This is a genomic window from Neobacillus sp. MER 74, from assembly GCF_023714155.1.
On sequence record NZ_JAMAUV010000017.1, the window covers coordinates 24,603 to 49,799 of the forward strand.

Annotated in this window: 24 protein-coding genes; 13 read left to right on the top strand and 11 right to left on the bottom strand. The window is 36.1% G+C overall.

What is annotated here, in order from left to right; genetic code table 11:
* Positions 1–36 precede the first annotated feature (36 nt).
* Entirely contained in the window at positions 37–486 is a 450-nt protein-coding gene (locus M3610_RS21140) for a cupredoxin domain-containing protein (protein ID WP_098574994.1), read from the bottom strand.
* A 282-nt stretch (positions 487–768) separates the two neighbouring features.
* Here M3610_RS21140 and mprF point away from each other — a divergent pair, with 282 nt between their 5' ends.
* Together mprF and M3610_RS21150 are read left to right on the top strand one after the other, a co-directional pair.
* A complete protein-coding gene (mprF, locus tag M3610_RS21145) occupies positions 769–3,297 on the top strand; it encodes a bifunctional lysylphosphatidylglycerol flippase/synthetase MprF (RefSeq protein WP_251462252.1) in 2,529 nt (842 codons plus the stop codon).
* 143 nt (positions 3,298–3,440) lie between these two features.
* Positions 3,441–4,610, top strand: a complete 1,170-nt coding sequence (locus M3610_RS21150) for a D-alanyl-D-alanine carboxypeptidase family protein (RefSeq protein ID WP_251462255.1) — start codon at positions 3,441–3,443, stop codon at positions 4,608–4,610.
* A gap of 151 nt (positions 4,611–4,761) precedes the next feature.
* On the opposite strand, the gene M3610_RS21155 is transcribed toward M3610_RS21150, so the two are convergent.
* The gene (locus M3610_RS21155; RefSeq protein ID WP_098575037.1) at positions 4,762–5,004 is read right to left on the bottom strand and encodes a YkuS family protein; all 243 of its coding nucleotides are present in this window, start codon (positions 5,002–5,004) and stop codon (positions 4,762–4,764) included.
* Between the two features lie 102 nt (positions 5,005–5,106).
* Between M3610_RS21155 and M3610_RS21160 the strand changes: the two genes are divergently transcribed.
* Entirely contained in the window at positions 5,107–5,238 is a 132-nt protein-coding gene (locus tag M3610_RS21160; protein ID WP_098574991.1) for a YuzL family protein, read from the top strand.
* Between the two features lie 39 nt (positions 5,239–5,277).
* On the opposite strand, the gene M3610_RS21165 is transcribed toward M3610_RS21160, so the two are convergent.
* Positions 5,278–6,897 (bottom strand): ABC-F family ATP-binding cassette domain-containing protein, encoded by a 1,620-nt coding sequence (locus M3610_RS21165; protein ID WP_251462257.1) that lies wholly within the window; start codon positions 6,895–6,897, stop codon positions 5,278–5,280.
* Positions 6,898–7,085: 188 nt separating this feature from the next.
* On the opposite strand from M3610_RS21165, the gene M3610_RS28065 reads away from it, so the two are divergent.
* On the top strand, positions 7,086–7,220 hold the full coding sequence (locus tag M3610_RS28065; RefSeq protein WP_257148543.1) for a hypothetical protein: 135 nt from the start codon (positions 7,086–7,088) through the stop codon (positions 7,218–7,220).
* 74 nt (positions 7,221–7,294) lie between these two features.
* On the opposite strand, the gene M3610_RS21170 is transcribed toward M3610_RS28065, so the two are convergent.
* Positions 7,295–7,897 carry an SCO family protein gene (locus M3610_RS21170; protein WP_251462260.1) on the bottom strand — a complete coding sequence of 201 codons (603 nt, stop codon included), beginning with the start codon at positions 7,895–7,897 and terminating at the stop codon, positions 7,295–7,297.
* 610 nt (positions 7,898–8,507) lie between these two features.
* Between M3610_RS21170 and M3610_RS21175 the strand changes: the two genes are divergently transcribed.
* On the top strand, positions 8,508–10,442 hold the full coding sequence (locus tag M3610_RS21175; RefSeq protein WP_251462263.1) for an endonuclease MutS2: 1,935 nt from the start codon (positions 8,508–8,510) through the stop codon (positions 10,440–10,442).
* 48 nt (positions 10,443–10,490) lie between these two features.
* Here the strand turns inward: M3610_RS21175 and M3610_RS21180 are convergent, their stop codons facing one another.
* On the bottom strand, positions 10,491–10,628 hold the full coding sequence (locus M3610_RS21180; protein ID WP_251462267.1) for a hypothetical protein: 138 nt from the start codon (positions 10,626–10,628) through the stop codon (positions 10,491–10,493).
* Between the two features lie 46 nt (positions 10,629–10,674).
* Between M3610_RS21180 and M3610_RS21185 the strand changes: the two genes are divergently transcribed.
* The gene (locus M3610_RS21185) at positions 10,675–10,893 is read left to right on the top strand and encodes a cold-inducible protein YdjO-related protein (RefSeq protein ID WP_251462270.1); all 219 of its coding nucleotides are present in this window, start codon (positions 10,675–10,677) and stop codon (positions 10,891–10,893) included.
* A 56-nt stretch (positions 10,894–10,949) separates the two neighbouring features.
* On the opposite strand, the gene M3610_RS21190 is transcribed toward M3610_RS21185, so the two are convergent.
* Both M3610_RS21190 and yhfH read right to left on the bottom strand, forming a co-directional pair.
* A complete protein-coding gene (locus M3610_RS21190) occupies positions 10,950–11,123 on the bottom strand; it encodes a hypothetical protein (RefSeq protein WP_180230149.1) in 174 nt (57 codons plus the stop codon).
* 139 nt (positions 11,124–11,262) lie between these two features.
* Positions 11,263–11,397: a protein YhfH gene (gene yhfH, locus M3610_RS21195; protein ID WP_081825336.1), complete on the bottom strand. Its 135-nt coding sequence runs from the start codon at positions 11,395–11,397 to the stop codon at positions 11,263–11,265.
* A gap of 290 nt (positions 11,398–11,687) precedes the next feature.
* On the opposite strand from yhfH, the gene M3610_RS21200 reads away from it, so the two are divergent.
* Together M3610_RS21200 and fdhF are read left to right on the top strand one after the other, a co-directional pair.
* Positions 11,688–13,844, top strand: coding sequence for a PAS domain S-box protein (locus tag M3610_RS21200; RefSeq protein WP_251462273.1), 2,157 nt, complete (start codon positions 11,688–11,690; stop codon positions 13,842–13,844).
* Between the two features lie 143 nt (positions 13,845–13,987).
* On the top strand, positions 13,988–16,048 hold the full coding sequence (gene fdhF, locus M3610_RS21205) for a formate dehydrogenase subunit alpha (RefSeq protein ID WP_396953666.1): 2,061 nt from the start codon (positions 13,988–13,990) through the stop codon (positions 16,046–16,048).
* Positions 16,049–16,110: 62 nt separating this feature from the next.
* Here the strand turns inward: fdhF and M3610_RS21215 are convergent, their stop codons facing one another.
* Entirely contained in the window at positions 16,111–17,412 is a 1,302-nt protein-coding gene (locus tag M3610_RS21215) for a NarK family nitrate/nitrite MFS transporter (protein WP_251462276.1), read from the bottom strand.
* 221 nt (positions 17,413–17,633) lie between these two features.
* Positions 17,634–19,130, bottom strand: a complete 1,497-nt coding sequence (locus M3610_RS21220) for a nitrate/nitrite transporter (RefSeq protein WP_251462279.1) — start codon at positions 19,128–19,130, stop codon at positions 17,634–17,636.
* A gap of 180 nt (positions 19,131–19,310) precedes the next feature.
* Between M3610_RS21220 and M3610_RS21225 the strand changes: the two genes are divergently transcribed.
* Positions 19,311–20,462: an acyl-CoA dehydrogenase family protein gene (locus tag M3610_RS21225; protein ID WP_251462282.1), complete on the top strand. Its 1,152-nt coding sequence runs from the start codon at positions 19,311–19,313 to the stop codon at positions 20,460–20,462.
* A 75-nt stretch (positions 20,463–20,537) separates the two neighbouring features.
* On the opposite strand, the gene M3610_RS21230 is transcribed toward M3610_RS21225, so the two are convergent.
* Positions 20,538–20,717: an H-type small acid-soluble spore protein gene (locus M3610_RS21230; protein ID WP_098574980.1), complete on the bottom strand. Its 180-nt coding sequence runs from the start codon at positions 20,715–20,717 to the stop codon at positions 20,538–20,540.
* An 84-nt stretch (positions 20,718–20,801) separates the two neighbouring features.
* Positions 20,802–20,981 carry a hypothetical protein gene (locus M3610_RS21235; protein ID WP_098574979.1) on the bottom strand — a complete coding sequence of 60 codons (180 nt, stop codon included), beginning with the start codon at positions 20,979–20,981 and terminating at the stop codon, positions 20,802–20,804.
* A gap of 446 nt (positions 20,982–21,427) precedes the next feature.
* On the opposite strand from M3610_RS21235, the gene ltaS reads away from it, so the two are divergent.
* The 4 genes from ltaS (at position 21,428) to M3610_RS21255 (ending at position 25,195) form a co-directional block, all read left to right on the top strand.
* Complete coding sequence (ltaS, locus tag M3610_RS21240) at positions 21,428–23,377, top strand: lipoteichoic acid synthase (protein ID WP_251462285.1); 1,950 nt, start codon at positions 21,428–21,430, stop codon at positions 23,375–23,377.
* A gap of 85 nt (positions 23,378–23,462) precedes the next feature.
* Entirely contained in the window at positions 23,463–24,356 is an 894-nt protein-coding gene (locus M3610_RS21245) for a thermonuclease family protein (RefSeq protein WP_251462288.1), read from the top strand.
* Positions 24,357–24,417: 61 nt separating this feature from the next.
* Positions 24,418–24,648, top strand: coding sequence for a hypothetical protein (locus tag M3610_RS21250; RefSeq protein ID WP_251462290.1), 231 nt, complete (start codon positions 24,418–24,420; stop codon positions 24,646–24,648).
* A 34-nt stretch (positions 24,649–24,682) separates the two neighbouring features.
* On the top strand, positions 24,683–25,195 hold the full coding sequence (locus tag M3610_RS21255) for an HD domain-containing protein (protein WP_251462292.1): 513 nt from the start codon (positions 24,683–24,685) through the stop codon (positions 25,193–25,195).
* Positions 25,196–25,197 lie beyond the last annotated feature (2 nt).

Below are 25,197 nucleotides of genomic sequence, written 5' to 3' on the forward strand. Positions count from 1 at the left end.
TTATCATGAAAAAAAACAGGAGAAGAATCCCCTGTTTTAATCCACTACTATATAAGCAATCATTGGACCATTATGTGAGCGATCGGAATGGACTTCACAAATTAACCGATACGTACCTTCTTTTTCAAATTGTAAGGGAACAATTGTTTCTTCGCCCTTTTTGACGGTCCCTTTTATTTTAGTTCCTTCTATATAAAAGGGGTGCTCTTCACCGTTGATTCCGCTAATAAATAACCTTACTTTTTCACCTTTCTCTAAAAATACTGTCCCGGGATCCCAGCGATAAGCCTCCATTTCTTTTCCATTTTTCATTTTCGTACTGAATTCTGCAGTAACCATGTGAATTTCACGGATATCTTTCGATTGCTGATTAAAAACAGTTATATCCCCGGCTTTTAACATGAACCAGGCTGACAGGGAGAAAAGTACAACCCCTATTGCGACAAAGAATAGAAGTGTTTCCTTTTTAAAGACTAAAAATTTCATTTCGTACCCCCTCATAAATTTGTCCTACTTTATACTTATGCTAAGTGGGGGAGAAAACTTGTCTATTTTTTTGTGAGATTTGAGTTGTTTTGGTTAACACTTATACCTTCAAACATGGTTGAACATAAATAAAAATGTCTAGAATAAGAAGTAACACCCTATAGAGTGAGATAATTTTTCTTTGTTTTTCTATTAGAAAAGTTTATAGTAAAAACAGGAAATGTGTTTCTATGTAAATTAGATGTTGCTAATTAATTCGCAAATAATTAGGTGGTTAGCTTGTTGGGGATTAGAAAAGAAAGAATATTAAAGGCGCTAAAATTTATTTTTCCATTGTTACTGTTAATCTTTGCAATTGTCGAAATCAAAAAATTTACTCAAAACATAAATATGGACTTACTTAAGGAAGAACTAAGTCAACTTGATATGGGGCGCCTTCTATTTATAATATTTATCACCTTTATAGCTGTCTTACCCATGTTGCTTTACGATGTGGTTCTAGTACGAATATTAAAATTAAAAGTTCCAATCAGAGATTTATTAGAGCAATCATTTATTGCTAATTCGTTTTCAAATTTAATTGGCTTTGGTGGAATAATCGGGGCAATGTTACGGACGTATTTCTTTCATAAGCACGAACCGGACAAGCGCAAACTTTTAGGGGTTATTGCATCCGTATCATTATTTTATTTAACTGGTATTTCAGTGCTATCATGGATCGTCACAAACAATTTTCGTAACTTTCCGTTGTTTGTTGACACAAAATGGCTCTATTTTGCAGTTGTGGGTGTTGGTTTATATTTACCACTATTTTTATTTATACATATCTTAAAATCAAGAAAAGGAAGTCCATCGCTAGTTAGTGCCAATAGTACCTTGAAGCTAATTATGATATCCATTATCGAATGGTTTGCAGTATTTTTAGCCATTTGGATTTTATGCCGGACTCTAGGAATTTCTATCTCTGCAGCAAATCTTTTTCCTGTTTATATTGTAGCTGCATGTGCCGGTATTATTAGTATGATCCCAGGCGGCTTAGGTTCTTTTGATTTGGTATTTATTTGGGGGATGCAAGATTTACATTTCTCTGAAGAAAAGGTACTTGTATTATTACTATTTTATCGGGTTGGCTATTACTTTCTCCCATTTTTTATTAGCCTAGTTTTCTTTATTAAGCTTTATTGGAAAAAATGGAATCAAACTTGGAATGATCTTCCTAAAGCCGTGGTACAAAGATTAAGTCATGTCATTTTAACCATGCTGATTTTCCTTTCTGGTCTAATCCTGCTGTTATCAGCTAGTGTGCCTGGAATTATGTCCCGGTTAAAGGTTGCACAAGAACTTTTATCCTTTCCAATTATTAATGTTTCGCACCAATTATCTGTTGCCGCTGGATTTTTACTATTAGGTTTATCCCGGGGAATTGAGTATAGTGTTAAGCGAGCGTACGAGCTAACGATGTTCGCTTTAATACTGGCCGCATTGTTCTCTATCTTTAAAGGAATTGATTATGAAGAAGCGATCTTTTTAATTATTGTCGCCTTGTTGCTCCGGATGTCAAAGGGTCAATTTTATCGAGAGAGTTATGTGTTAACTTGGGGAAAAACGATTTTTGATATAATAATTATTCTTGTAATTACATCAATGTATCTCATAATTGGTTATCTGAATTTACCGATTTCTAAAATAGAAATACCACCCAAACTTTTACCCTATGTAATAGTTGATTATCACGATTTATTTATGAGTGCAGCAATTGGGCTTGTTATCGCTCTATTCATTCTTATGTTTGGATATTTAATCAGTTTGCCGAAAAGTTGGATTTTAGAGCGATCTGAAAACCGTGAAAAAGATATTGTTGACCATTTATCGAAGTATCAAGGTAAGGTGTTATCGCATTTAATCTTTTTACATGATAAATTTATATTTTGGAACAGTAAAAAGAATGTATTAATTTCCTTTCAGCAATTTGCAGACAAGCTGGTCATTCTTGGAGATCCCATAGGGGAAAAAGACGAAATATCAAATGCAATAGAGGAGTTTCAGGAAATTGCTGATTTACATGGCTATACGCCTGTTTTTTATCAAGTTAGTGATGATATGCTTCCTTATCTGCATGGGCATGGTTTTGCTTTTTTTAAGTTAGGTGAAGAGGCATTTGTAGATTTGAAATACTTTTCCTTATCAGGATCCAAAATGAAAGGGTTGCGTGCATTACGAAATAAATTTGTTCGTGCTGATTATTCATACGAGATGATAACCCCTCCACATTCAATAGACCTTTTAGAAGAATTAAGAGAGATATCTAATGAATGGCTGCAAGGAAGAGAGGAAAAAGGTTTTTCACTAGGTTTCTTTTCTGAGGATTATTTAAATAAGGCACCAATTGCGATTGTAAGAAATGAACAAAAGCAGATTCTTGGTTTTATGAGCATTATGCATGTATATGATGATTATCAAACGATTTCTGTTGATTTAATGAGGTTTAAACCAGAAGCCGCATCAGGTGCAATTGATTTTCTTTTTTTGTGTTTATTTGATTGGGCAAAAGAACAAGGGTATGCTCGTTTCAATATGGGCATGGCACCATTGGCAAATGTAGGACTCTCAAGATTCTCATTTTTAAGCGAGAAAATTGCTGCGCAAATTTTCCTGCATGGCCATTTTTTTTACCACTTCCAAGGTCTGCGTAAATTTAAAGAAAAATATACAAACATTTGGGAACCCAAATACTTGGCATACCGGAGAAAATCATCATTACCGATGATCATGTCGCAAATTACTATGCTTATATCAAAAAAAAGAAACTAGTCCAATTTTCGGTTGGTGTGATACCAGCCGATTTTTCTATTTCTGTAATTGATTCCCAATAGATATCCTAATTTAATCTATTATTTTGCAATACAATCTGTTAAGATTTAATAGGAAATAATGTAAAAGTTGGGTGTTATTTAATGAAAAAATTTGTATCCGTTATCTTTGTAATCCTACTTGTTTGTTCGAACCATTTAAGCCCGATAGCTGCTAATAATGGACAACCTAACCTAAAAAGTAAAGGGGCTATACTTTTAGATTCTGATACGGGTGCTGTTCTGTATGCAAAAAATGCAGATAAAAAGATGTACCCTGCAAGTCTAACAAAAATAGCCACAGCAATTTATGCGATTGAAAAGGGCAATTTGAATAGCATGGTTACGGTTAGTGCCAATGCTGTGAGGCAAGATGGAACAAGGGTTTATTTAGAAGAAGGGGAAAAGATCACTTTAAAGCAATTGATCCAGGGAATGTTAGTTAATTCAGGTAATGATGCAGCTGTAGCCATTGCAGAACACATAGATGGAAATGTCGAACAGTTTGCTGTGCATTTGAATAACTATTTAAAAACAACTATAGGTGTTAACCACACCCATTTTATCAATCCCAATGGTTTGTTTGATAAGAACCATTATACCACGGCAAGGGATATGGGAATTATAACTAATTATGCGATCAAGAATCCTGTCTTTGCAGAAATCTTTGGAACGAAAGTGCTAAAGTGGAACGGGAAATCATGGAAAACGAATATCCTGACCCACCATAAAATGCTGAAAGGGGAGTTTGCCTACCCAGGAGTAACTGGGGGGAAAACAGGATATACAGTTAAAGCAAAACAAACATTGGCTACTACTGCAGCTAATCCGAAAATAAGGCTGACTGTTGTGGTTCTAAACTCTGAACTGCCAAGAGATAAATATGATGATACGGCCAGCTTGTTTAATTATGGATTTAAAAACTTTCAACATGTAACACTATTGCAAAGTGATATTTATAAATTAGACAATAAAGAATACTTCCCGGAAAAAAATACCTTAATTACAGAATCCACCAAAGGAAGTACAAGGGTATTAAATAATCAGGGAGTACTTGCTATTAAAAGTAATATTAATGGACAAGTAGTTCAGTTCGTTCCACTTAAATTCAAAGAACCAGTTCCTGTTAAGGTTGAAGTGAAAAATGAAACATCCTCTAAAAAGAAACAAAAAGAAAAGCAGTTATCCAATATTAATCTCATATATGGTGTAATAATTATTGCATTAATAGGGATTATAATTGGTTTTAAAAATAAACTTACTAGGAAATTTTAGAAAAATGAAAAAGCTATGATAAGTGAGGCCTTATCATGGCTTATTTTTGTGTAATATTGTTGCGAATAGCATTATAGCAAATAGAATTATACATAAAAGATGAAAACAAAAAAGACTAAAGTAAACCCTTTAGTCTTTGAATTTGGATCAATTATTGTAGTCTGCTTTCAACTTGTTGACATACTTCGTCAGCGGATAGTCCGTTTGCATCGATAACAGAACCCTTTGTACTGGTATCCTGCATACCCATTACATTTGAATCTAGTCCTGTAACAACACAACAATCGCAATTCTGGGCGTCCGACTCCTGCTTTAATTCAACTACATCATGTCCCTTTTCACGCAGAACTTGTTGAACTTGTGTAAGAGATTGTTCTACACCAATTTTTGCCATACAAAACACCTCCTCTTCTAGTTTATCTTGCCTCAGTTTATCTGAATTATTCGGAATAACTAGCATTAATCCTCCAAAAACTAATAGGGGAGGTGTACAAATATGGGAAAACGTAAAAAGGATCCATCAACGATAGGCTTGGCTTCCTCTCAAGTGGAGGGACAAGGAACAACAACAACTGAGACAGGTTCTAGAACAGAACCTTCATCTAGAAGAAAACAAAAGAGAAGCTAATGAAAAAGGGTCACCTCAATCGAGGTGACCCTTTTATCCCTATTTATACATTTCAACTACTTGTTTTTGAATTTCATCATTTTCTAAATATTCATCATAGCTCATTTGTTTATCCATTAAGCCATTTGGGGTTAATTCAAAAATTCGATTAGCAATTGTTTGTATAAACTGATGGTCATGAGAAGCGAAGAGCAATGAACCTTTAAAATTAATTAATCCGTTATTCAATGCTGTGATTGATTCTAAGTCTAAATGGTTGGTTGGTTCATCTAATAAAAGAACATTTGCGCCGTTTAACATCATTTTAGAAAGCATGCAGCGAACCTTTTCTCCTCCGGAAAGGACACTAGCCTTTTTAAGCACCTCTTCACCAGAGAAAAGCATTCTACCTAAAAATCCACGTAAAAAGCTTTCACTGTCATCTTTAGGTGAGAATTGACGGAGCCAATCCACGAGATTTAAGTCGCTGTTTTCAAAGTACTCAGAGTTATCCTTAGGGAAATAAGCTTGTGAAGTGGTAATTCCCCATTTAAAGGTACCACTGTCTGCTTCCATTTCACCCATTAGAATTTTAAAAAGGGTTGTTTTTGCAAGTTCGTTTGTACCAACAAGAGCAATTTTATCCCCCTTATTTACAAAGAAACTGATATTATCTAGGACCTTAACCCCATCAATGGTTTTTGTTAATCCTTCGACATGTAATAAATCATTTCCGATTTCGCGGTCTGGTGTAAAGCCAACAAACGGGTACCGGCGCGAGGAAGGCCTGATATCATCGAGAGTGATTTTGTCCAGTAACTTTTTCCTTGAAGTTGCTTGTTTAGATTTAGATGCATTTGCACTAAATCGTGCGATGAAAGCTTGCAATTCTTTAATCTTTTCTTCTTTCTTCTTGTTAGCGTCGGAAGTTAACTTGGATGCTAATTGGCTTGATTCATACCAAAAATCGTAGTTACCCACGTAGATTTGAATTTTACCAAAGTCAAGATCAGCGATATGTGTACATACCTTATTTAAAAAATGACGATCATGGGAAACAACAATTACAGTATTTTCAAAGTTAATTAAGAATTCCTCAAGCCATTGGATTGCTTTAATGTCCAAGTGGTTTGTTGGTTCGTCCAGTAGTAAAACGTCAGGTCTGCCGAATAAAGCCTGTGCAAGCAACACCTTCACTTTTTCAGAACCTGTCAATTCCGCCATTGTTTTATAATGAAGATCTTCTCCAATACCAAGACCTTTTAAAAGGATGGCCGCTTCAGGTTCAGCTTCCCAGCCGTTTAATTCGGCGAATTCGCCTTCAAGTTCAGCGGCTTTCATACCGTCTTCATCTGTAAAGTTTTCCTTCATATAGATTGCATCTTTTTCTTGCATGACTTCATACAGGCGCGTATGACCCATGATAACCGTCTTTAAGACCTCATACTCTTCATATTCGAAATGGTTTTGTTTTAACACAGCCATCCGTTCATTAGGTCCGAGCTGAACAGTTCCTGATTGTGCTTCAATTTCACCAGATAGAATTTTTAAAAAGGTTGATTTTCCTGCACCATTGGCACCGATTAGTCCGTAGCAGTTCCCAGGTGTAAATTTAATATTTACATCTTCAAATAATTTTCGGTCTCCATATCGTAAACCTACGTTACTTACAGTAATCATATTTAAAACATCCTCCAAAACAAAATATCTACTGATTATACCATTAAAACAGAAGAAGAGCGAATTCTTTTCGTCAATAAAAAGTTTATAAGAAAAATTTTCTAAAAAAATTTATCCGATTTCACACTTTATTCATATTTTTGTTGTAGAATTGGGTATAGAAGCAAGTAAAAGAAGGTGTGAGATGGATGACAAAAAATCAACTAACTGAACTTGTTAACAAGTTAAAAAAGGCTGGTATTAAAGCGAGCTTAACCAAACCAAAATCCAATTACCTCTTGTCACTGCAGAAAATAAAAAATTACCCTTCTTCTGTGAATTAAATAACAAACATAAGCTAGGGACAAAATCTAGAAATTAAAAAGCGATTATTCCAAACGGACTAATCGCTTTTTTGTTACTCTAATTCATCCATGACTTGATCGTAGACTTCTTGTTTGTCAAAGTCTTCTCCCATTGGAAACTTGTTAATAAATTTATTGTTCTCATCAATTAAAAAGGTAAAGGTGGAGTGTACGAATTGGCCGTTTCCAGGATCTTTAAACTGAAACTGCATGGCATCGGTGACTTTTTTGATCTCTGCTCGGTCTTTTTTAATGTTCTGTTTATCTCCTGTTAAGAATAACCAATCCTCATTATTTTCAATCTCAAATCCTTGCATATAATCGGTTAATATTTGTGGTGTATCTCTATAAGGGTCAATGGTAATTGTCAAAAATTCAATATCCTTCCCAAAAACGCCAACCTTCTGAAAATCTTTTTTCAAGGCAATCATCTTTTGTGTTGTAGTAGGACAAATGTCAGGGCAATGGGTATAGATAAACTCTACAAGTTTTAGTTTGGTTTTATCCTTACCAAAATTATAAGAATCACCATTTTGGTTTATCAATGTAACCTCTGCAGGTATTTTAGCATTTGCATCACGTACGAGAAAGAAAGAAATTCCTGCTGCAATTCCGATAAGCACAGCAAGACTGCAAATTAAATAAATCTTTTTCATAAATATCCCTCCTACTTTTAAGATAAAGAAGTTAGCAGAAAAAAGATATGGATAATTTGTGAACAAACCCAAGGACCTGAAAATGAAAACTATATCATTTCATCCTTCTCTACGGAGCATTGGATTTTTATTTGCATATTCTATAAAATGAAGCAAATACTAAATTGACAAGTGTTGTCAGTTATTATATTCTTTATAAGAATTAAATTTTTCTAAAAACTTAGTGTTTAAAGGAGTATGTTTTATGTTAGGTGTCGTTCTTAACTAATCCAATTAATTGGATATGTTCATTCCTAATTCCCCTTTTCAAATTTCACTTGATTAAGGGCTTATTTAGCTATGTTTAGGAATGGAGTTAAGAACAATGGGCATCATTAGCATACATCTTTACCAATGTAGCTGTGTACCTCCGTGTAGACAGTTTTTATTTTGGGTAAATATTTTGTATGTAGGATGAGTGAATGAGTTTATTTCATCTAGCCGCAATGACATTGTTCATTGCGGCTATTTTTATTCTCTTTCACTACTGTTGATTTCCGCTCCAATCAACATAGTGCCAAAATCAAATCAACAATCATTACCATCGTCAATTATTTAGGAGGTTAACAAAGTGAATTCACATACTTTTAATACGTTGGAATTTCAGCAAATCAAAGAAACCATTGCAAATTTTGCCTTAACGAAAGAAGGGCAGGCAAAAATCGAGTGCCTGACACCATCGACCAATTTGAAGCAAATTGAAGCATGGCTTGAAGAAGTGTCTGAGGCTGTCGAGATTTTAAAAAAGAGTGCAAGTGTTCCTGTTCATGGTTTGGATGGGATGGATGCATTGTTAAATAACATGAATAAAGGAGTTGTACTTAGGGCTGACCAGCTAGCTAAGCTTTATGATTTTTTGGATTGCTGTGGGAAGATGCGCAGATATATGAAAGATAAAGTATACTATGCCCCAAGAGTATCTTCTTACGTCGATGGAATTGATGAATTGCCGGATCTTGCGGGTGAGATTATCCGCTGTATCCGAAATGGCCGAGTTGATGATTATGCTAGTAAAGAGTTATTAAAATTGAGGAAACAAATAGCAATTCAAGAGGAAAGGCTAAAAGAAAAAACTCTTCAGTTGATTCGCTCCAATAAATATAAAAATTATTTACAGGAGAATGTAATTAGTCAGCGAAATGGCCGCTATGTGATCCCTATTAAAAAAGAATACCGGAACAAAATAAAGGGAGTGGTCTTAGATACTTCTGCTTCTGGTTCAACTCTTTTTATGGAACCTGAAGAGATTGCGATATTTCAAGACCAATTAAATTGGTTATTCGGGGATGAAGAGGTCGAAGTTCAAAGGGTTTTAAATTATTTAACGGGATTGGTTGAAGAAAAAGAGCGGCAAATTCGTATGGCGATGGAAACGATGGTTCATTACGATTTTTTATTTGCAAAAGCAAAGTATGGGCGCTCGATTAATGGCTCAAAGGTAAGTATAAACGAATCTGGTGAGTTGAATTTAATTTCTGCAAAACACCCGCTTTTAGGGGAAAAAGCTGTCCCTCTTTCCTTTACTTTAAGTAATGAACAGCATGCATTAGTCATTACCGGACCAAATACAGGCGGCAAAACGGTAACGATTAAAACGGTGGGTCTCTTAACCTTAATGGTCCAATGCGGTCTTCATATTCCGGCTGCACCAGAAAGTAGTCTGAATATATTTGAGCGCATTCTAGTCGATATTGGGGATGGGCAAAGTATTACAGAAAATCTAAGTACGTTTAGCTCACGGATCGTTAATATTATTGAAATATTAAAAGAAACCCAGCACCGCACCTTGGTCTTATTAGATGAATTAGGTTCGGGCACCGACCCTGGTGAAGGAATGGGGCTCGCTACAGCGATTTTAGAAACCCTGTATGAAAAGGGGGCGACTATTCTGGCAACAACCCATTATAGTGAAATCAAAGTTCTTGCTGAAACACATCCTGGATTTATTAATGGATCGATGGAGTTTGATTTAACCAGTTTAAGTCCGACCTATCGTTTACACATTGGAAGAGGAGGAGAGAGTCAGGCCTTTGCAATCGCATTAAAACTGGGTATACATCCGAGAATTCTTGAGAGGGCTCATACTATCACTTATAAAGAAGAAAAGCAATTTACAACTGATATTACAGATGCATGGAAGCTAAAGGAATTGGTAAAACAGGTAATTATTAATAAATATAAGGACGTAAAGAAAAGAACGAAAATGGAGGTGAAAATCCCGCTCTTCCTACAGGGAGACAATGTAAAAATTTCACCTGCCAATGAGTTTGGGATTATCTATTCAGGTCCGGACCCTCTCGGAAATTACGTTGTACAAATAAAAGGGGAAAAGCAAGCAATCAACCACAAAAGAATCACTTTATATATCGCAGCAAAAGAGCTATATCCTGATGATTACGATTTTGATATTATTTTTCAATCCAAAGAAAACCGGAAAAAAGATAAACTGCTCTCAAAAGGACATCAGGAAAATATATCAATCGAACATAGAGAAGGAAATCATTAGGAAAAAAATCAAACCCTCAAGCCCGATTGCTTGAGGGTTAGTCATCCTCTATTCCTTTTTAATATCAAGATATCTTTCCGCAAGTAATCTCTTTACTTCATTATAACTCAAACCAGATTGGAGGTTTAACCGCTTTACTTCGTCAATATCAGTTCCTACTGATGTATATCTGCTTTGATTGGTCATCTTTTTCACAACTCCTAAAGAATTCTGGAAATGAAAAGCTGCTTTTTTGTGCATACTAATAAAAAAGGAGGCGGTTCCCATTTTTTACGGTAAAAGAGCTAAAGAAGAAGAAGTTGAAACGATCCTAGTTAATACTGAGATCTATTCATGCATTGCCGAAGCCTGCATAGGGTGGATGAGAAAAGACTTCGTTGCAGATGACTTACTATGCCCAATGTGTGGCAATGAAATGCTTCAAGAAATGAGAGAACTTCCGCAAATTTAAGAAACCACTCTTCACTAAAGACTGTCAAGGATGATTGACAGTCTTTTCTTTTCTTTCTACAGATTTTCATTTTGCTGTTTAATTTCATCGCCGGTGATCAAGGTGTTTGCTTCTTCTAGGTTTCTAAGTTCATCTACAGAATCCCCCGAAACTGTTTTCGTATTATTGATAACAGTCTCTTTTATTACGTTTCTATTTCGATAACTCTGGGAATCAGTCTTTATAGCCATGCATATCATCTCCTTATGTAAAGGTTTTGCATGAAGAAATGGGATTATGCCTTCCTAAATCTCACCTAAAAGGAAAAAATTAATCATTACATGGCATTTGAAATAACAAAAAAACTCTCCAAGCGGAGAGCTTTTCAAGCTATTCTTCTTTTTTTGCTAAACATTTTTCACATTCCATAAAATAGCTCTCTGCTTGTTCCTCCATGTGCTGACCACATTCTGAACATTGCTTCTTAGGTAAAGTACGGAAAAACTCAACTGGACTGATTAACATAATAAAACTCCTCCTTTATTAATACAGTTTATTTATTTCATTCTTGTTATAGTACAGTATAGACGAAATTTATTAAAATGTGTAGACTTTTTTTTGAAAAATCAGCCTTTTTTAAAAAAATCTTTTATCACATAAATGTTCATTCATCCATTTACTCATTCATGGATTGAAGACGTGTAGGTTAAAATAATAGGTAATTGAAGGTTTATGTGAATTTTGTACTTCCATAACAATTCTCATTCCATTACAATCATAGTAGAAAAGCTATAGATATGGGGGGATGCTCGTAAATGAATGCAGTGGTAGGGACTTTTCAACCGTATTTCATCATAATTGCCATTGGTTTAACCATCATGGCATCTTTTACAGCATTAGATATTTTTACTTTAATAAAGTCTACAGAAAAAAATCAGCCACATCTGTTCCTAGGTGGCACATTTTCAATAGGTATCGGGATTTGGATCATGAATTTTATTGGACTTATTTCCGTAGATACAAACAGGTTTGCCAGTTATTATATTCCACTAACGATTTTGTCAATAATCATCGGGTTAGCATTCACAGGCATGGCCTTCCTATCATTATTAGGAAAACGAATGATGTTTTATCATTTGATCTTAGGAAGTTTATTTCTAACGATGGCCGTATTTGCAACCCATTTAATCGGTTTATATGCCATGAATGTTGTTATAAAATATCACGTAATATTGCTTCTTTTTTCAGGTCTTTTAATCTTTGCTTCTTTTTTATTCTCATTATGGATTATTTCTTCTTCGAAAAGTTTTACTCGAAATAACCAGGTTTGGTTAAAACCAATTAGTGCGATTATTATGTCGTTAGCTATTATTGAAGGTCATTTTCTATTGACTCGAGCTTTGAACACGTCAATAAGTGATAGGCTGAATGGGTCAAGTGCAGATAGTCCCTTTTTTATTTATTTGGTATTATTCTTGACCATTCTCATTATTGGAGGGCTAATTGCATCAAGTACATTAATTAGTAAACAACTTGTAACATCCGATGCAAACCTAAAGGACATTAAAGCTGCTCTCGATGCCTCGACCATTGTTGCTATAACAGACCCTCATGGAACGATTATCTTTGTAAATGATAAGTTTGAAGAGATTTCCAAGTATACAAAAGAAGAAATTCTGGGTCAGAATCACCGGATCTTAAATTCTGGTTACCATTCTAAAGAATTTTTTAAAGATTTATGGTCCACGATTCGGTCAGGAAAGATTTGGCGTGGAGAAATCCGTAATAAAGCCAAGGATGGGTCTTTTTATTGGGTTGATACCACGATTGTGCCTTTTTTGAATAAAAAAGGGAAACCTGTCCAATATGTTGCAATTCGCTCGGATATTTCGGACAGAAAAAGGGCTGAAGGCCATCTGAAAGAAACCGTTAAAGAGAATGTTGATATAAAATTTGCACTTGACCAATCCTCGATTGTTGCATTTACGGATGCAAAAGGAGTTATCACCAGTGTTAATGAAAAATTCTGTGAGATTTCGAAATACAAGCGGGAAGAAATAATTGGCAGAGACCATAATATTTTAAATTCAGGTTTCCATTCAAAAGAATTTTTCAAAGATCTTTGGAAGACCATTGGTTCTGGAGGAGTATGGAAGGGTGAAATAAGAAATAAAGCAAAGGATGGTACTTATTATTGGGTGGACACAACGATTGTGCCCTTTTTAAATGATCAAGGAAAGCCATATCAATATCTTGCCATCCGAAATGACATAACCGAACGGAAGAAATCTGAGGAAATCCTCCATCGGCAGGATAAATTGGCTGCGGTTGGTCAATTAGCTGCGGGTGTTGCCCACGAAATTCGTAATCCACTCACTTCAATGAAGGGATACGCGGAATTTTTACAGCTGGATGAAAAGGACCCCGAGCGAATTGAGTTTTTAAGCATTATTCTCGATGAAATTGAACGAGTTAATACTATAGTTGAGGACTTTATGGTATTAGCAAAGCCAAAAGCAGTGGAATTAGAAGAAAAGAATGTAGTTCCTGTAATTAAGAATGTTGTCTCATTGCTTGAATTTGAAGCAAGAAAGAAAAATGTCGGTTTAACATTTGATTGCAATCAGGAAATTATTCAAATTGAATGTGATGAGAATCGTTTAAAACAGGTATTTTTAAATTTCATCAAAAATGGAATTGAAGCTATGCCAGACGGCGGGGAACTACATGTAAAAACAATCATCCACGATAATAATGTTCAAATTTCTATTCAAGATACAGGTGTGGGCATTTCTAAGGAGAAATTAAAGAAACTTGGCGAGCCGTTTTATACAACGAAGAAGAACGGGAACGGTTTAGGATTAATGGTGAGCTTCAAAATCATTGAAAGTCATAATGGGAAGGTCTTTGTAGAAAGCGAACCTAATAAAGGGACCACCTTTAATATCTTACTGCCTGCCAAAACTGCTTAAAAAACGGGAGAACGATTCTCTCGTTTTTTTATTGCTAAATTTTTCAAAAAATAGACACATATATTGCGAAAAAAGAATCTACAATTAAAATATATAGATTATTATTATTATATAGTTACAATGCTTTTTATAGAGGAGTGAACATGTTGGGAGATTCTAATTTAGTCAAAACGATCTGCGGATATTGTGGAACGGGATGTGGCCTAGTCCTTGAAGTTCAAGACAACCGAATCATGAAAATTCGTGGTGATAAGGATGCACCTGTCAACAAAGGACAAACATGTGTAAAAGGTGCATTTGCCTATGAATATGTCCATGCTAAGAATAGATTAACAACCCCATTAATTCGTAAAGCTGGTAAGTTGGTTGAAACGACGTGGGATGAAGCCTATCAATACATTGCCACTAAATTATTAAGCATCAAAACATCATGGGGACCAAATGCAATATCTATGTTTGCTTGTGCACGGAGTACAAATGAATCCAATTATATAACACAAAAATTCATGAGAACGGTCATCCAGAGTAATAATATTGATGGCTGCAATCGAACCTGACACGCTCCTAGCGTTGCCGGTCTGGCAACTGTTTTTGGAAGCGGTTTCCCAACAAATACTCTGGAAGATTTTGAGCGGGCAGAGGTGCTGCTTTTAATGGGGTCGAATACAACAGAGGCACATCCAATTATCGCTAATCGCATTAAAAAGGCAGCAAAAGCCGGCCTGAAAATAATCGTTATTGATCCAAGAAGGATTGATATGGTGAAAGTTGCGCACCGTCATCTGCAAATTAATGTCGGTACAGATATTGCACTTATCAATGCATTCATTCGAATTATCCTGAAAGAAGGCTTATATAATCCTGAGTTTATTAAACAATTTACGGTCGACTTTGAGAAACTTGAAAAACAAGTTGAACCATATACTCCTGAATTTGCTGCAAGCATTACTGGTTTGCAATCAGAAGATATTGTCGCTACAGCTAGGGAGTATGCTTCAGCAAGCTGTTCAATGATAGCATATACACTTGGTATTACAGAGCATCACTGTGGTGTTAATAATGTATTTGATATCGCCAATCTTGCTTTATTAACCGGAAATATTGGAAAACCAGGAACTGGAATTATGCCATTAAGGGGCCAGAACAATGTCCAAGGTGCTGGGGATATGGGATGCCTGCCAAACCAATTAGCTGGAGCAATGAGTTTAGCAAATGACGAATTCCGTAGCCGATATGAAAAAGAATGGAGAGTCGAATTAAATCCGCAGGCAGGCGATACACAAACGCGTACATTTGACCGCTTAGAAATGGGTGAACTAAAGGCACTATATATTATTGGTGAAAATCCTCTACTTGCCGATGTTCATATGAACCATACGAAAAAATTGCTTGAGAAATTAGATTTGTTAGTTGTTCAAGATATTTTCATGACCGAAACAGCCAAAATGGCAGATGTTGTTTTACCAGCTCGTTCATGGGGAGAAGTAGATGGTACTTATACCAACACAGATCGAAGAATTCAAAGGGTTCGCAAAGCAATTGAGGCACATCCAAATGTGAAAGAGGATTGGGAAATCCTTTGTGAATTATCCACAATTATGGGTTATCCGATAACCTATAAAAATAGTGAAGAGATTTGGGATGAAGTGAGGAAACTTGCTTGGGAGATGTATGGTGGTATCTCTTACGAGAGGCTCGAAAAAGAGTATAGCATCCACTATCCATGTCCGGACGAAAGTCATCCTGGAACTTTTATCATGCATGAGAGGTTCCATCAGCATGAAGTGCCAACGAAAAAATCACCATTTGTTCCGGTAGATTACACAGCTCCGTTAGAGTTACCAGATCATGACTATCCATTTACACTAACGACTGGCCGTCGCTATGAATCTTATAATACCCATTCTCAGACTCGTCATTATGCTTCTGGTGTAAAGGTGAAACAAACGGAAGAGACCCTAGATATCTCTCCTTCTGATGCAGCAGCACTAGGAATTATGGATGGAGAAGTGGTCAGGGTTCGTTCACGAAGAGGGGAGCTTGAGGTAAAGGCAAAGGTTACAGAACAGGTGGTACCAGGCTTGGTCTTTATGAGTTTTCACTGGAGTGAAACACCAACAAATGTATTAACATTAAATGAATACGACCCTATTTCAGGAACCGCCGAATACAAAGCATGCGCTGTTGCAATTGAAAAAATCTAAATAAACTATTGTAGACGCAGTTTTTTTAACTGCGTCTTTATTATATAAAAAACAAGCCGGGATTACCCGACTTGCTGTGTAAGAGCTTTAGCTGCAGTTGCTTTTCTTTGATAAAAATACCAGTTAAGCACAAAGGATATAACATAAAAACCGATAAAGAAGTAAAATGCAGTAACTGGTGTGCCAGTAGCGTTAACTGACCATCCGAATAACTTTGGTATAAAGAATGATCCATAAGCTGCAAATGCTGCTGAAAAGCCAATAACTGGTGCTGCTTCTTTCGGAATAAACAGGTTAGGAATCATTTGGAACGTTGAACCTGAACCAATTCCAGAAGCAATGAAAAGTACTAAGAAAGCTACTAAGAATCCAGCAAACTGTTTGCCATTTAGGAAGTAAATAACCCCCGCTGCGCCAATTCCCATGATAACTAAAACATATGAGGTCACCTTTGCACCACCGAGTTTGTCAGCCAACCAGCCGCCTACAGGTCTTGCCGCCGCTGCTACTAAGGCTCCAAGGAAGGCAAGTGAAATATGCTCAGGAAATTGTGATCTTAAAAGGAGCGGGAAAGCCGCTGAATAGCCAATGAATGAACCAAATGTTGCTATATAAAGAGCTGTCATAATCCAAGTGTGTTTACGTTTTACGATGACAAATTGATCCGCTACAGATTGTTTTGCACCAGGAACATTATCCATTTTAAACATAGCTAGTATTGTTAAAATTACAATTGGAATAACCCAGATAAATGCTGCATTTTGTAACCAAACTTTCTCACCATTTGCTAACACTTGATTGCCGCCGACTAGTGCAAAAGTTCCTGAAGTAACAATTAACGGTGTAACAAATTGAACAACAGATACCCCCATGTTACCTAAACCACCATTAATACCAAGTGCTGTTCCTTTTTCTTTCTTAGGAAAGAAAAAGCTAATATTCGCTGAAGAGGATGAGAAATTTCCACCGCCAAGACCACAAAGAGCTGCTAGTAACAACATGATTGAAAATGGTGTCTCCGGATTCTGAACTGCAAAACCAATTCCAATCGCAGGAATGGCTAAGACAGCTGTTGAAATCACAGTCCAGTTCTTACCACCAATTGAGCCAACAGCGAATGTATAAACAAAACGAAGTGTTGCCCCAACCAAACCAGGCACAGCTGCAAGTGTAAAGAGTTGTTCTTCAGTAAAATGGAAGCCAATGTCGTTAAGCCTAACAGCAACCACGGACCAAATTTGCCAGACAATAAATGCGATCATCAATGATGGTACGGAAATCCATAAATTTCGACGTGCATGTTTTTTTCCTTCTGCTTTCCAGAACTTTTCATCTTCTGGGTTCCAGTAATTAATTCGGGCCATTATTTATTCCCCCTAAAGTGCTTTAATTTTTATTTTCAAAGTATTTGTGTTTGTGTTATTAATATAAATCAGATGGTAACATGAAATTTGTGACGTACGTCACAAAAATGGTGAACGAACTGTGAACTCAAGGCGGATGACAAAAAGTTGTAATAATTTGATCCTAAGCATAACGAAAGGAGACCTTCCACACACGGAAGGTCTCCTTTTGTTATGTTTATTTAGGATTTTTCATTATCCTCATAAAACATACCTACATAGTTTTTTGTTTCTCCAACGTCATCTTTAATAGCCGTAATGGTAAGCCATTCTCTGTAAATTTCATTATTTTTACGTTTATTCCAAATGTACCCTTCCCAAACACCATTGGTCTTTAGACTCTCCCACATTTGATTGTAAAATTCATGCCCATGTTCCCCGGATTGAAGTACACTTGGGGTTTTACCTACGACTTCGGCCTGACTATATCCGGTAATTTTCGTAAATGCAGGATTTACACTTTGAATGATTCCGTGAACATCGGTTACACAAATACCGTCTAAAGCATGATTAACAATCTTAGCAGAAATATCTAACTTATCTTGGTAATATAGCCAAACTACTATAACCAGACTTGCTAAAGAAAACTCTGAGAGGGACATGAACCCTATTGCATAATGTCCAGTCCAATTAAAAAGTATGGTAAGAATAACTGGAGGGAAAAAACCACCAAGTCCCCCCATGGCTGAAACAATACCATTCACAATTCCAGCTTGCTTTGAAAAATATAATGGGACTAATTTAAAGATCGCCCCATTTCCAATCCCTGCAAAGAAAGCAACTAATAAGCAGCCAAATGAATAAATTGGCAGCGAGGGAGTAAATGACAATAGAAATCCTGCAAAAGTTAGGCTAAAGAAAACAGCCATTAAAATAAGAAACGGATTAATTTTATCGCCTAACCATCCCCCAATTGGTCTAAAAATTGTGGCTAAGGCAATAAAACCGGCTGTTCGAAGTCCTGCATCCACTTTATCCAATTGAAAGTGATTGACTAAGAACGATGGTAAATAAATGGTGAAGGCTACGAAGGAACCAAACGTGATAAAATAAAATAAACTTAAAAACCATAGTTTAGGATTTTTATACACCTCTTTGATTTGGTCAGGTAAGGAAATGTTTACTTTTCGTTCCTTTCTATCCCCTAATATAAAATTTAAAAGGGCAAAGAGAAGCACGACGAGCAGATAGATTTTTATCGTATTTCTCCAACCATATGCGGTAGCAAGAACAGGTGCTGAAAAGGAAGTAATGGCGGTTCCAATATTACCTGCTCCGTATATTCCATTAATAAACCCATGCTTTGATTTCTCATAATATTTTGGAAGAGAAGTTACACCAACAGAAAAGACTGCACCTCCAATCCCAAGTAATAACCCGCCAATGATAAGCGTACTCAAGGAATTTGCATAGCTTAACAATGCAATAGGAATAAGTAGTATAATGAAACTAATTGTAAATAAAAGTCGAGCACCATAGCGATTTGTCCAATAGCCAATCGGCACACGGAGAAGTGAGCCAAGGATAACAGGGACAGCAGTTGCCCATGCAATTTGTGAGGAAGTAAGTTGAATATCTACTTTTATAAAAGGCATAAGTGATGATATAAGTACCCAAACCATAAAACCAGCTACAAGGCTTCCAGTTTGTATAAAAAGTTGTTTTGATCCTTGTTTCATAAAATCCTCCTTTAATTCCCATGCCATCTTATTATTTCCTCAATCTTACGTTATATATTAAGAAATATGTTCATAGGCATGGAAGATTTTTCTTCTTGTATTATAGAACAACGAGCATTTGACTTTCAGTGAGGTATGACACACATTTGACACAAATATTTTTAATGGGAGAGATAGATAATGAATTTTCTTGAAAAACGAACATTGGATGAACGAATTGAACTTATGAGTAGCCTTTCGAAACAGTTTAAAATGCGTGCACATCAAATAGACATTGAGGGCGCCTTTCCTTATGCAAATATTCTGGACCTTAAAAATTCTGGATACACTACATTAACTGTCCCCTCTAGGTATGGCGGACAGGAAATTGCACTTTACGAACTCATTCGACTCCAAGAAAAGATAGCCGAAGGTGATGGGGCAACTGCTCTTTCCATCGGATGGCATATGGGCATTATCATGAATCTCAATGAAAAAAACTCATGGAAGGAGCCTGTCTTTAAGGAAATTTGTGAACAGGTGAAGAAAGGTGCATTAATAAATAGTGCTCAAAGCGAACCGAAAACAGGTAGTCCTACTCGGGGTGGAAGACCGGAAACAACAGCGGAAAAGTGTAAGAGTGGCTGGAATATTAATGGAAGAAAAACGTTTACGACGATGTCTCCTGTCCTTGATTACTTTATCGTTAGTGCTACCATTAAAGATACAGATGAAGTGGCAAATTTTCTAATCCCTCGAACGTCAAAAGGGATTATGATTGAAGAAACATGGGACAGTATCTCTTTAAGAGGGACAGGCAGTCATGACTTAATTCTTGAGGATTGTTTTGTGGAAGCTGAAAATCTTGTCGAAGAGTTTAGTACCACAGGAAGAAAAGTGAATGGATGGCTCTTACATATACCAGCTTGTTATCTTGGTATAGCAAAAGCCGCCCAAACTTATGCTATTCAATTTGCAAAGGAGTATTCTCCTAATAGTATCGTAGGGCCGATCATCGATTTACCAAATGTACAACAAAAACTGGGTGAGATGGAACTAAAGGTCATGCAGTCCGAGTACTTTTTATATGGGGCGTCTAAACAGTGGGATTCTTCAAACACTGAGGATAGAGAAAAAATGGGCGCTCATTTAGGGGCAGCTAAATTAACTGTGACCAATCTAGCTATTGAAATTGTTGACTTAGCCATGCGTATCGTGGGAGCAAAAAGTCTTTCATTAAGTAATCCATTGCAAAGATATTATCGGGATGTAAGAGCCGGACTTCATAATCCTCCGATGGATGACATGACTCTACAATTATTAGCAAAGCATAGTATCCAAAACATGGAGTAAGGCAGGAATCCTATCCTGCCTTTTTATTGTGTATAAAAAAATCGTTATTTGATTTCACATCACTCACCAAAAAATTTATTCTTCTACTAACTCTCCAATGTCAACAGTTGATCGTTCTTCCAATGGACCGCGTAAATGAACTGTGGCAGTATGTCCGTCTTCATTTAATTGATCAATCCATACTGATGCACCATTATACTTGACTTCGATATCTGCTGAAGAAGACAAAATCTGCTTAACTCGGTTAATATGCATGTGATTCACTCCTAGTCATTTATTAGGTAATTCAAAAAGGTTTTCAATCGCATTCTTTTATTATTTAGTGGGCAATTTTTCATTCTAAGGGTAGTCAATATGTACACCATTGATCGTTCCTGGCTCATCCACCTCTTCCAGGCTATTTAGATAATGATTGAGTTCTATCTGCATTTCCTTCGGTGCACCAGGCTTTAAATGCCAATTTCCTGGTTCATCAACAAAATATGGGCTCTTTGTAAAGTCAGGCCTTATTCTGGGCATGGGATTCTCCTTCTAAATGTTCTTCTTTCCTCTGTGTATATACTTTCCAATGTTTACAAAGTTCATTCAAGTAAACATGGCTCCATTTTTGTAAAAGATAAGGCTAAATTCATATTGCTCCCAAATTCATTCAGGTTTAATATATGTAGAAATGGAAACTTAATGGAACGTATCACGTATTAAATAAAAATTTGAAACTAAAATAAGACTTATTCGTCTTATATAAATGAGGACCTGAAAATAGTCATGTCCAACAAATAAATAACATAGAAATAGAAATGACCAATTTAAAAATGGCTAAGGTATCAGCAAATAATGTAGATTTATGTTGATAAGAATTGGAAGATATAACATGATTTTTGTTTTTATTTTGAGAAGAAATGTGATATAGTAATTGAGGTTCGTTTACCGGAGCTTAATTGGTAAGTGAGGGGAGAAATTTTTAAATGAATAAAATTAAACTACCTAAAACATTAAAAAATAGTCATATTACATTTTTTGCGGCTGCAGTTGTTTTATTTTGGATCAAAACATATGCAGCATATCAAATTGAATTTAACTTAGGTATTGAAAATAATTTACAAAAGTTTCTACTTTTGATAAATCCTTTAAGTTCAGCACTTTTCTTCTTTGGTATAGCACTGCTGTTTAAGAAGCGTTCAAAGTTAATTATGATTTTAATTAACTTCCTTTTATCATTCTTATTGTATGCGAATATCGCCTATTATCGCTTCTTTAATGATTTCATTACGGTGCCAGTGTTGATGCAAACCAAAACGAATGCTGGTCAGCTTGGTGACAGTGCACTTTCGTTAATGTCTCCTTTTGATATTTTTTATTTTACAGACATGTTTATATTAATTGCATTAGCATTAACAGTCTTCAAAAAAGTAACGGTATCGAACAGAAAAACCTATAAAATTGTTCTATTATTTTCAATCACTACTTTTCTATTTAATTTAGGTTTAGCGGAAAAGGATCGTCCACAACTACTGTCACGATCTTTTGACCGAAATTATTTAGTAAAATACCTTGGGGCGTACAACTTTACTATCTATGATGTTATCCAAAATATTAAGTCCTCTAGTCAGCGTGCGTTGGCTGATAGCAGTGATATTACAGATGTGGAGAACTACCGTAAAGCAAATTATGCTGCCCCAAACCCAAAATACTTTGGTAAAGCTAAGGGTATGAATGTAATTTATATTTCTATGGAATCCTTTCAAAGTTTTATGATTAATTATAAAATGCCTAACGGACAAGAAGTAACACCATTTTTAAATTCATTGACACATGATAAAAATACCTTCTATTTTGATAATTTCTATCATCAAACAGGTCAAGGAAAAACATCGGATGCCGAATTCTTAATGGAAAACTCACTTTATCCAATGGCACAAGGTGCAGTTTTTGTTAACAAAGCCCAAAACACGTATCAAGCTATGCCATCGATTTTAAAAGGACAAGGATATAGTTCTGCAGTATTACATGGTAACTATAAAACATTCTGGAATCGAAATGTGATCTATAAAGCTTTTGGCTATGATAAATTCTTTGATGCAGAGTACTATAGCATGTCAGATGAAAATACAAAAAACTATGGAATGAAAGATAAGCCTTTCTTTAAGGAATCTATCCCATTACTTGAAAGCTTAAAGCAGCCGTTCTATACAAAGTTCATTTCATTGTCCAATCATTTTCCTTTTGAAATGGATCCAGAGGATACAAATTTTCCTGCTGGCGATTATGGAGATACGGTTGTAAACCAATATTTCCAATCGGCAAACTATATGGATCAGGCGTTCGAGCAATTCTTTAATGATTTAAAAGCAAACGGTTTGTATGATAATACCATTATTGTTATGTATGGTGACCATTACGGCATTTCTGAAAACCATAACGATGCAATGGCAAAGGTTATGGGTGTAGACGAAATCACTCCTGCAATTAATGCAAAATTACAGCGTGTTCCATTATTTATTCATGTACCTGGTGTGAAAGGCGGTATACAACACCAAGTTGGCGGGGAAGTCGACGTTCGTCCAACCGTTCTTCATTTATTAGGTATAGATACGAAAGATTATATGGAATTTGGTTCAGATTTACTTTCTAAACAACACCGTAATTGGGCATTATTTAGAAATGGTGATTTTGTAACTTCAAATGCCATCCAGATTAATGAGAAATGCTATTCTTCTGCAACGGGTGAATTATTAGAGGATAATACTACATGTAAGGATGTAGATAGCAAAGTCAATATGGAACTTAATATGTCTGATGAGATTGTTTACAAAGACTTACTACGTTTCTATAAGCCAGAAGGTTACACACCAATTAACCCTAACGATTATGAATATTTAGGTCCAAAAGGTGACACTGAGACATCAGGTGAATAACACTGTTAAAGAGAGAAGAAGCGATACTTCTCTCTTTTTCTTTTGCTGCAAAAATTATAGGAAATAACATTAAGGGGAACTTGCAATGTACAAGAGACTTTACCAATTAATCATTTCATTACTCGTCATTATCGCTATTATTCTCACTGGATGTAATAATAGCGAAACCTTAAAGGATAAGAATGACACAGGACCGACTTCTCCTATCAAGAATAAAGAAGTGAATACGAATGAAACGAGTGATTCTTCACCTTCTCAATTAGAAGTCCCAGAGCAGAAAACTGCTCATAAGAAATTGCTTCCTGCTACCATTGTAAAGAATGTCGATGGGGATACCGTTGAGATTAATCTTAATGGGACCGTCGAAAAGGTCAGAATGCTCTGTGTGGATACACCAGAGACACACCACCCCCGATTAGGTGTTCAACCATTTGGACCGGAAGCGTCTGAGTATACTAAGAAGATTCTCGCTGTCGGTACAAAAGTCGAAATAGAACCTGGAATTGGTGAGGGACGGGATAAATATGGCCGGTTACTTGCTTATTTTTATGTAAATGGAAAAATGTTTAATGAAATGCTGCTTGAGGAAGGACTTGCACGAGTAGCCTATATCTATGCACCCAATACTCAATATGTTGATGAATTTTATGCGATCCAAAAGAAAGCACAAAAAAAGGGTATAGGCATTTGGTCCATTGAAAATTATGCCCAAGAGGATGGGTATAGCACTGATAATACTAAGAGCGCTGATGAAAAAAAGTCAAATCCAAGCACATCATCTGGAAAAAGTTATGAAAATAACCCAAATGATGATCAAGAAACTAACTTGGATTGTAAAGGGAAAATTAAAGGGAATGCTAATTCCCATATTTATCATGTACCTGGTGGTAGTTTTTACGAATCCACCACAGACAATATCGTCTGGTTCTGTTCAGAAAAAGAAGCACAGGATCAAGGCTATCGGAAGTCCAAGCGTTAAAATAATTTGGTTATAGGCAGCAGCAGGCATTTACATGCTTGCTGCTTTTTAATAATAGGCTGTGTTAAAGAATAATGTAGATTTTGGAACTCTGTTGATTGGAGTGGAAGGCACGAAGACTCCTGCGGGAGTACGGGGCAGGGGAGACCCCGCAGGCGCTAAAAGCGCTGAGGAGGCTCCCCGGCACGCCCGCGGAAAGCGAAGTGCCTGGAACGGAAATCAACAGACTAGTTTAACACAGCCTAATAATAAAAAAATAGCCATGCACCAATTGTTAGCATATAATAAATAAAATATATTATTTTAAAAAAGTTAGGAGAGATCGCATGAGAGACGTTACCTTATTGAATATATTTGAACATCATATTGCCCAAAAATATTTGAATCGTTCAGGTCTTGCCCATGCGATTGCGGTTGCCTACCATGCTTTTCAACTTGGGAAGGATCATCAACTGGATGTGGACATTGCTGCAAAAGCAGGACTCCTCCATGACATGGGTCATTATACATGGTATAAAAATGGAAAATGGGATTATGACTTATACAAACAAAATGATATTCACCCAATCAAAGGGGCGGAAAGGGCTCATAAGCTCTTGATTCGCCTTGGTGAGAATCCAATCAAAGCCAAGACAATCGCACTTGCTATTTTGTTTCATACCGACTCATTTTTGCCATCCAACGATATTGTTCGAACGCCATTACAGCAAATTGTTAAATGGGCAGATGAAAAGGATGAAGAAGAGGGCGGAATGCATCATTATCGGACGATTGAATATGAACGAGCCAAACAAAGCATTATCCGCTTAGACGAATGGATCGATAAAGAATGTATATAAAG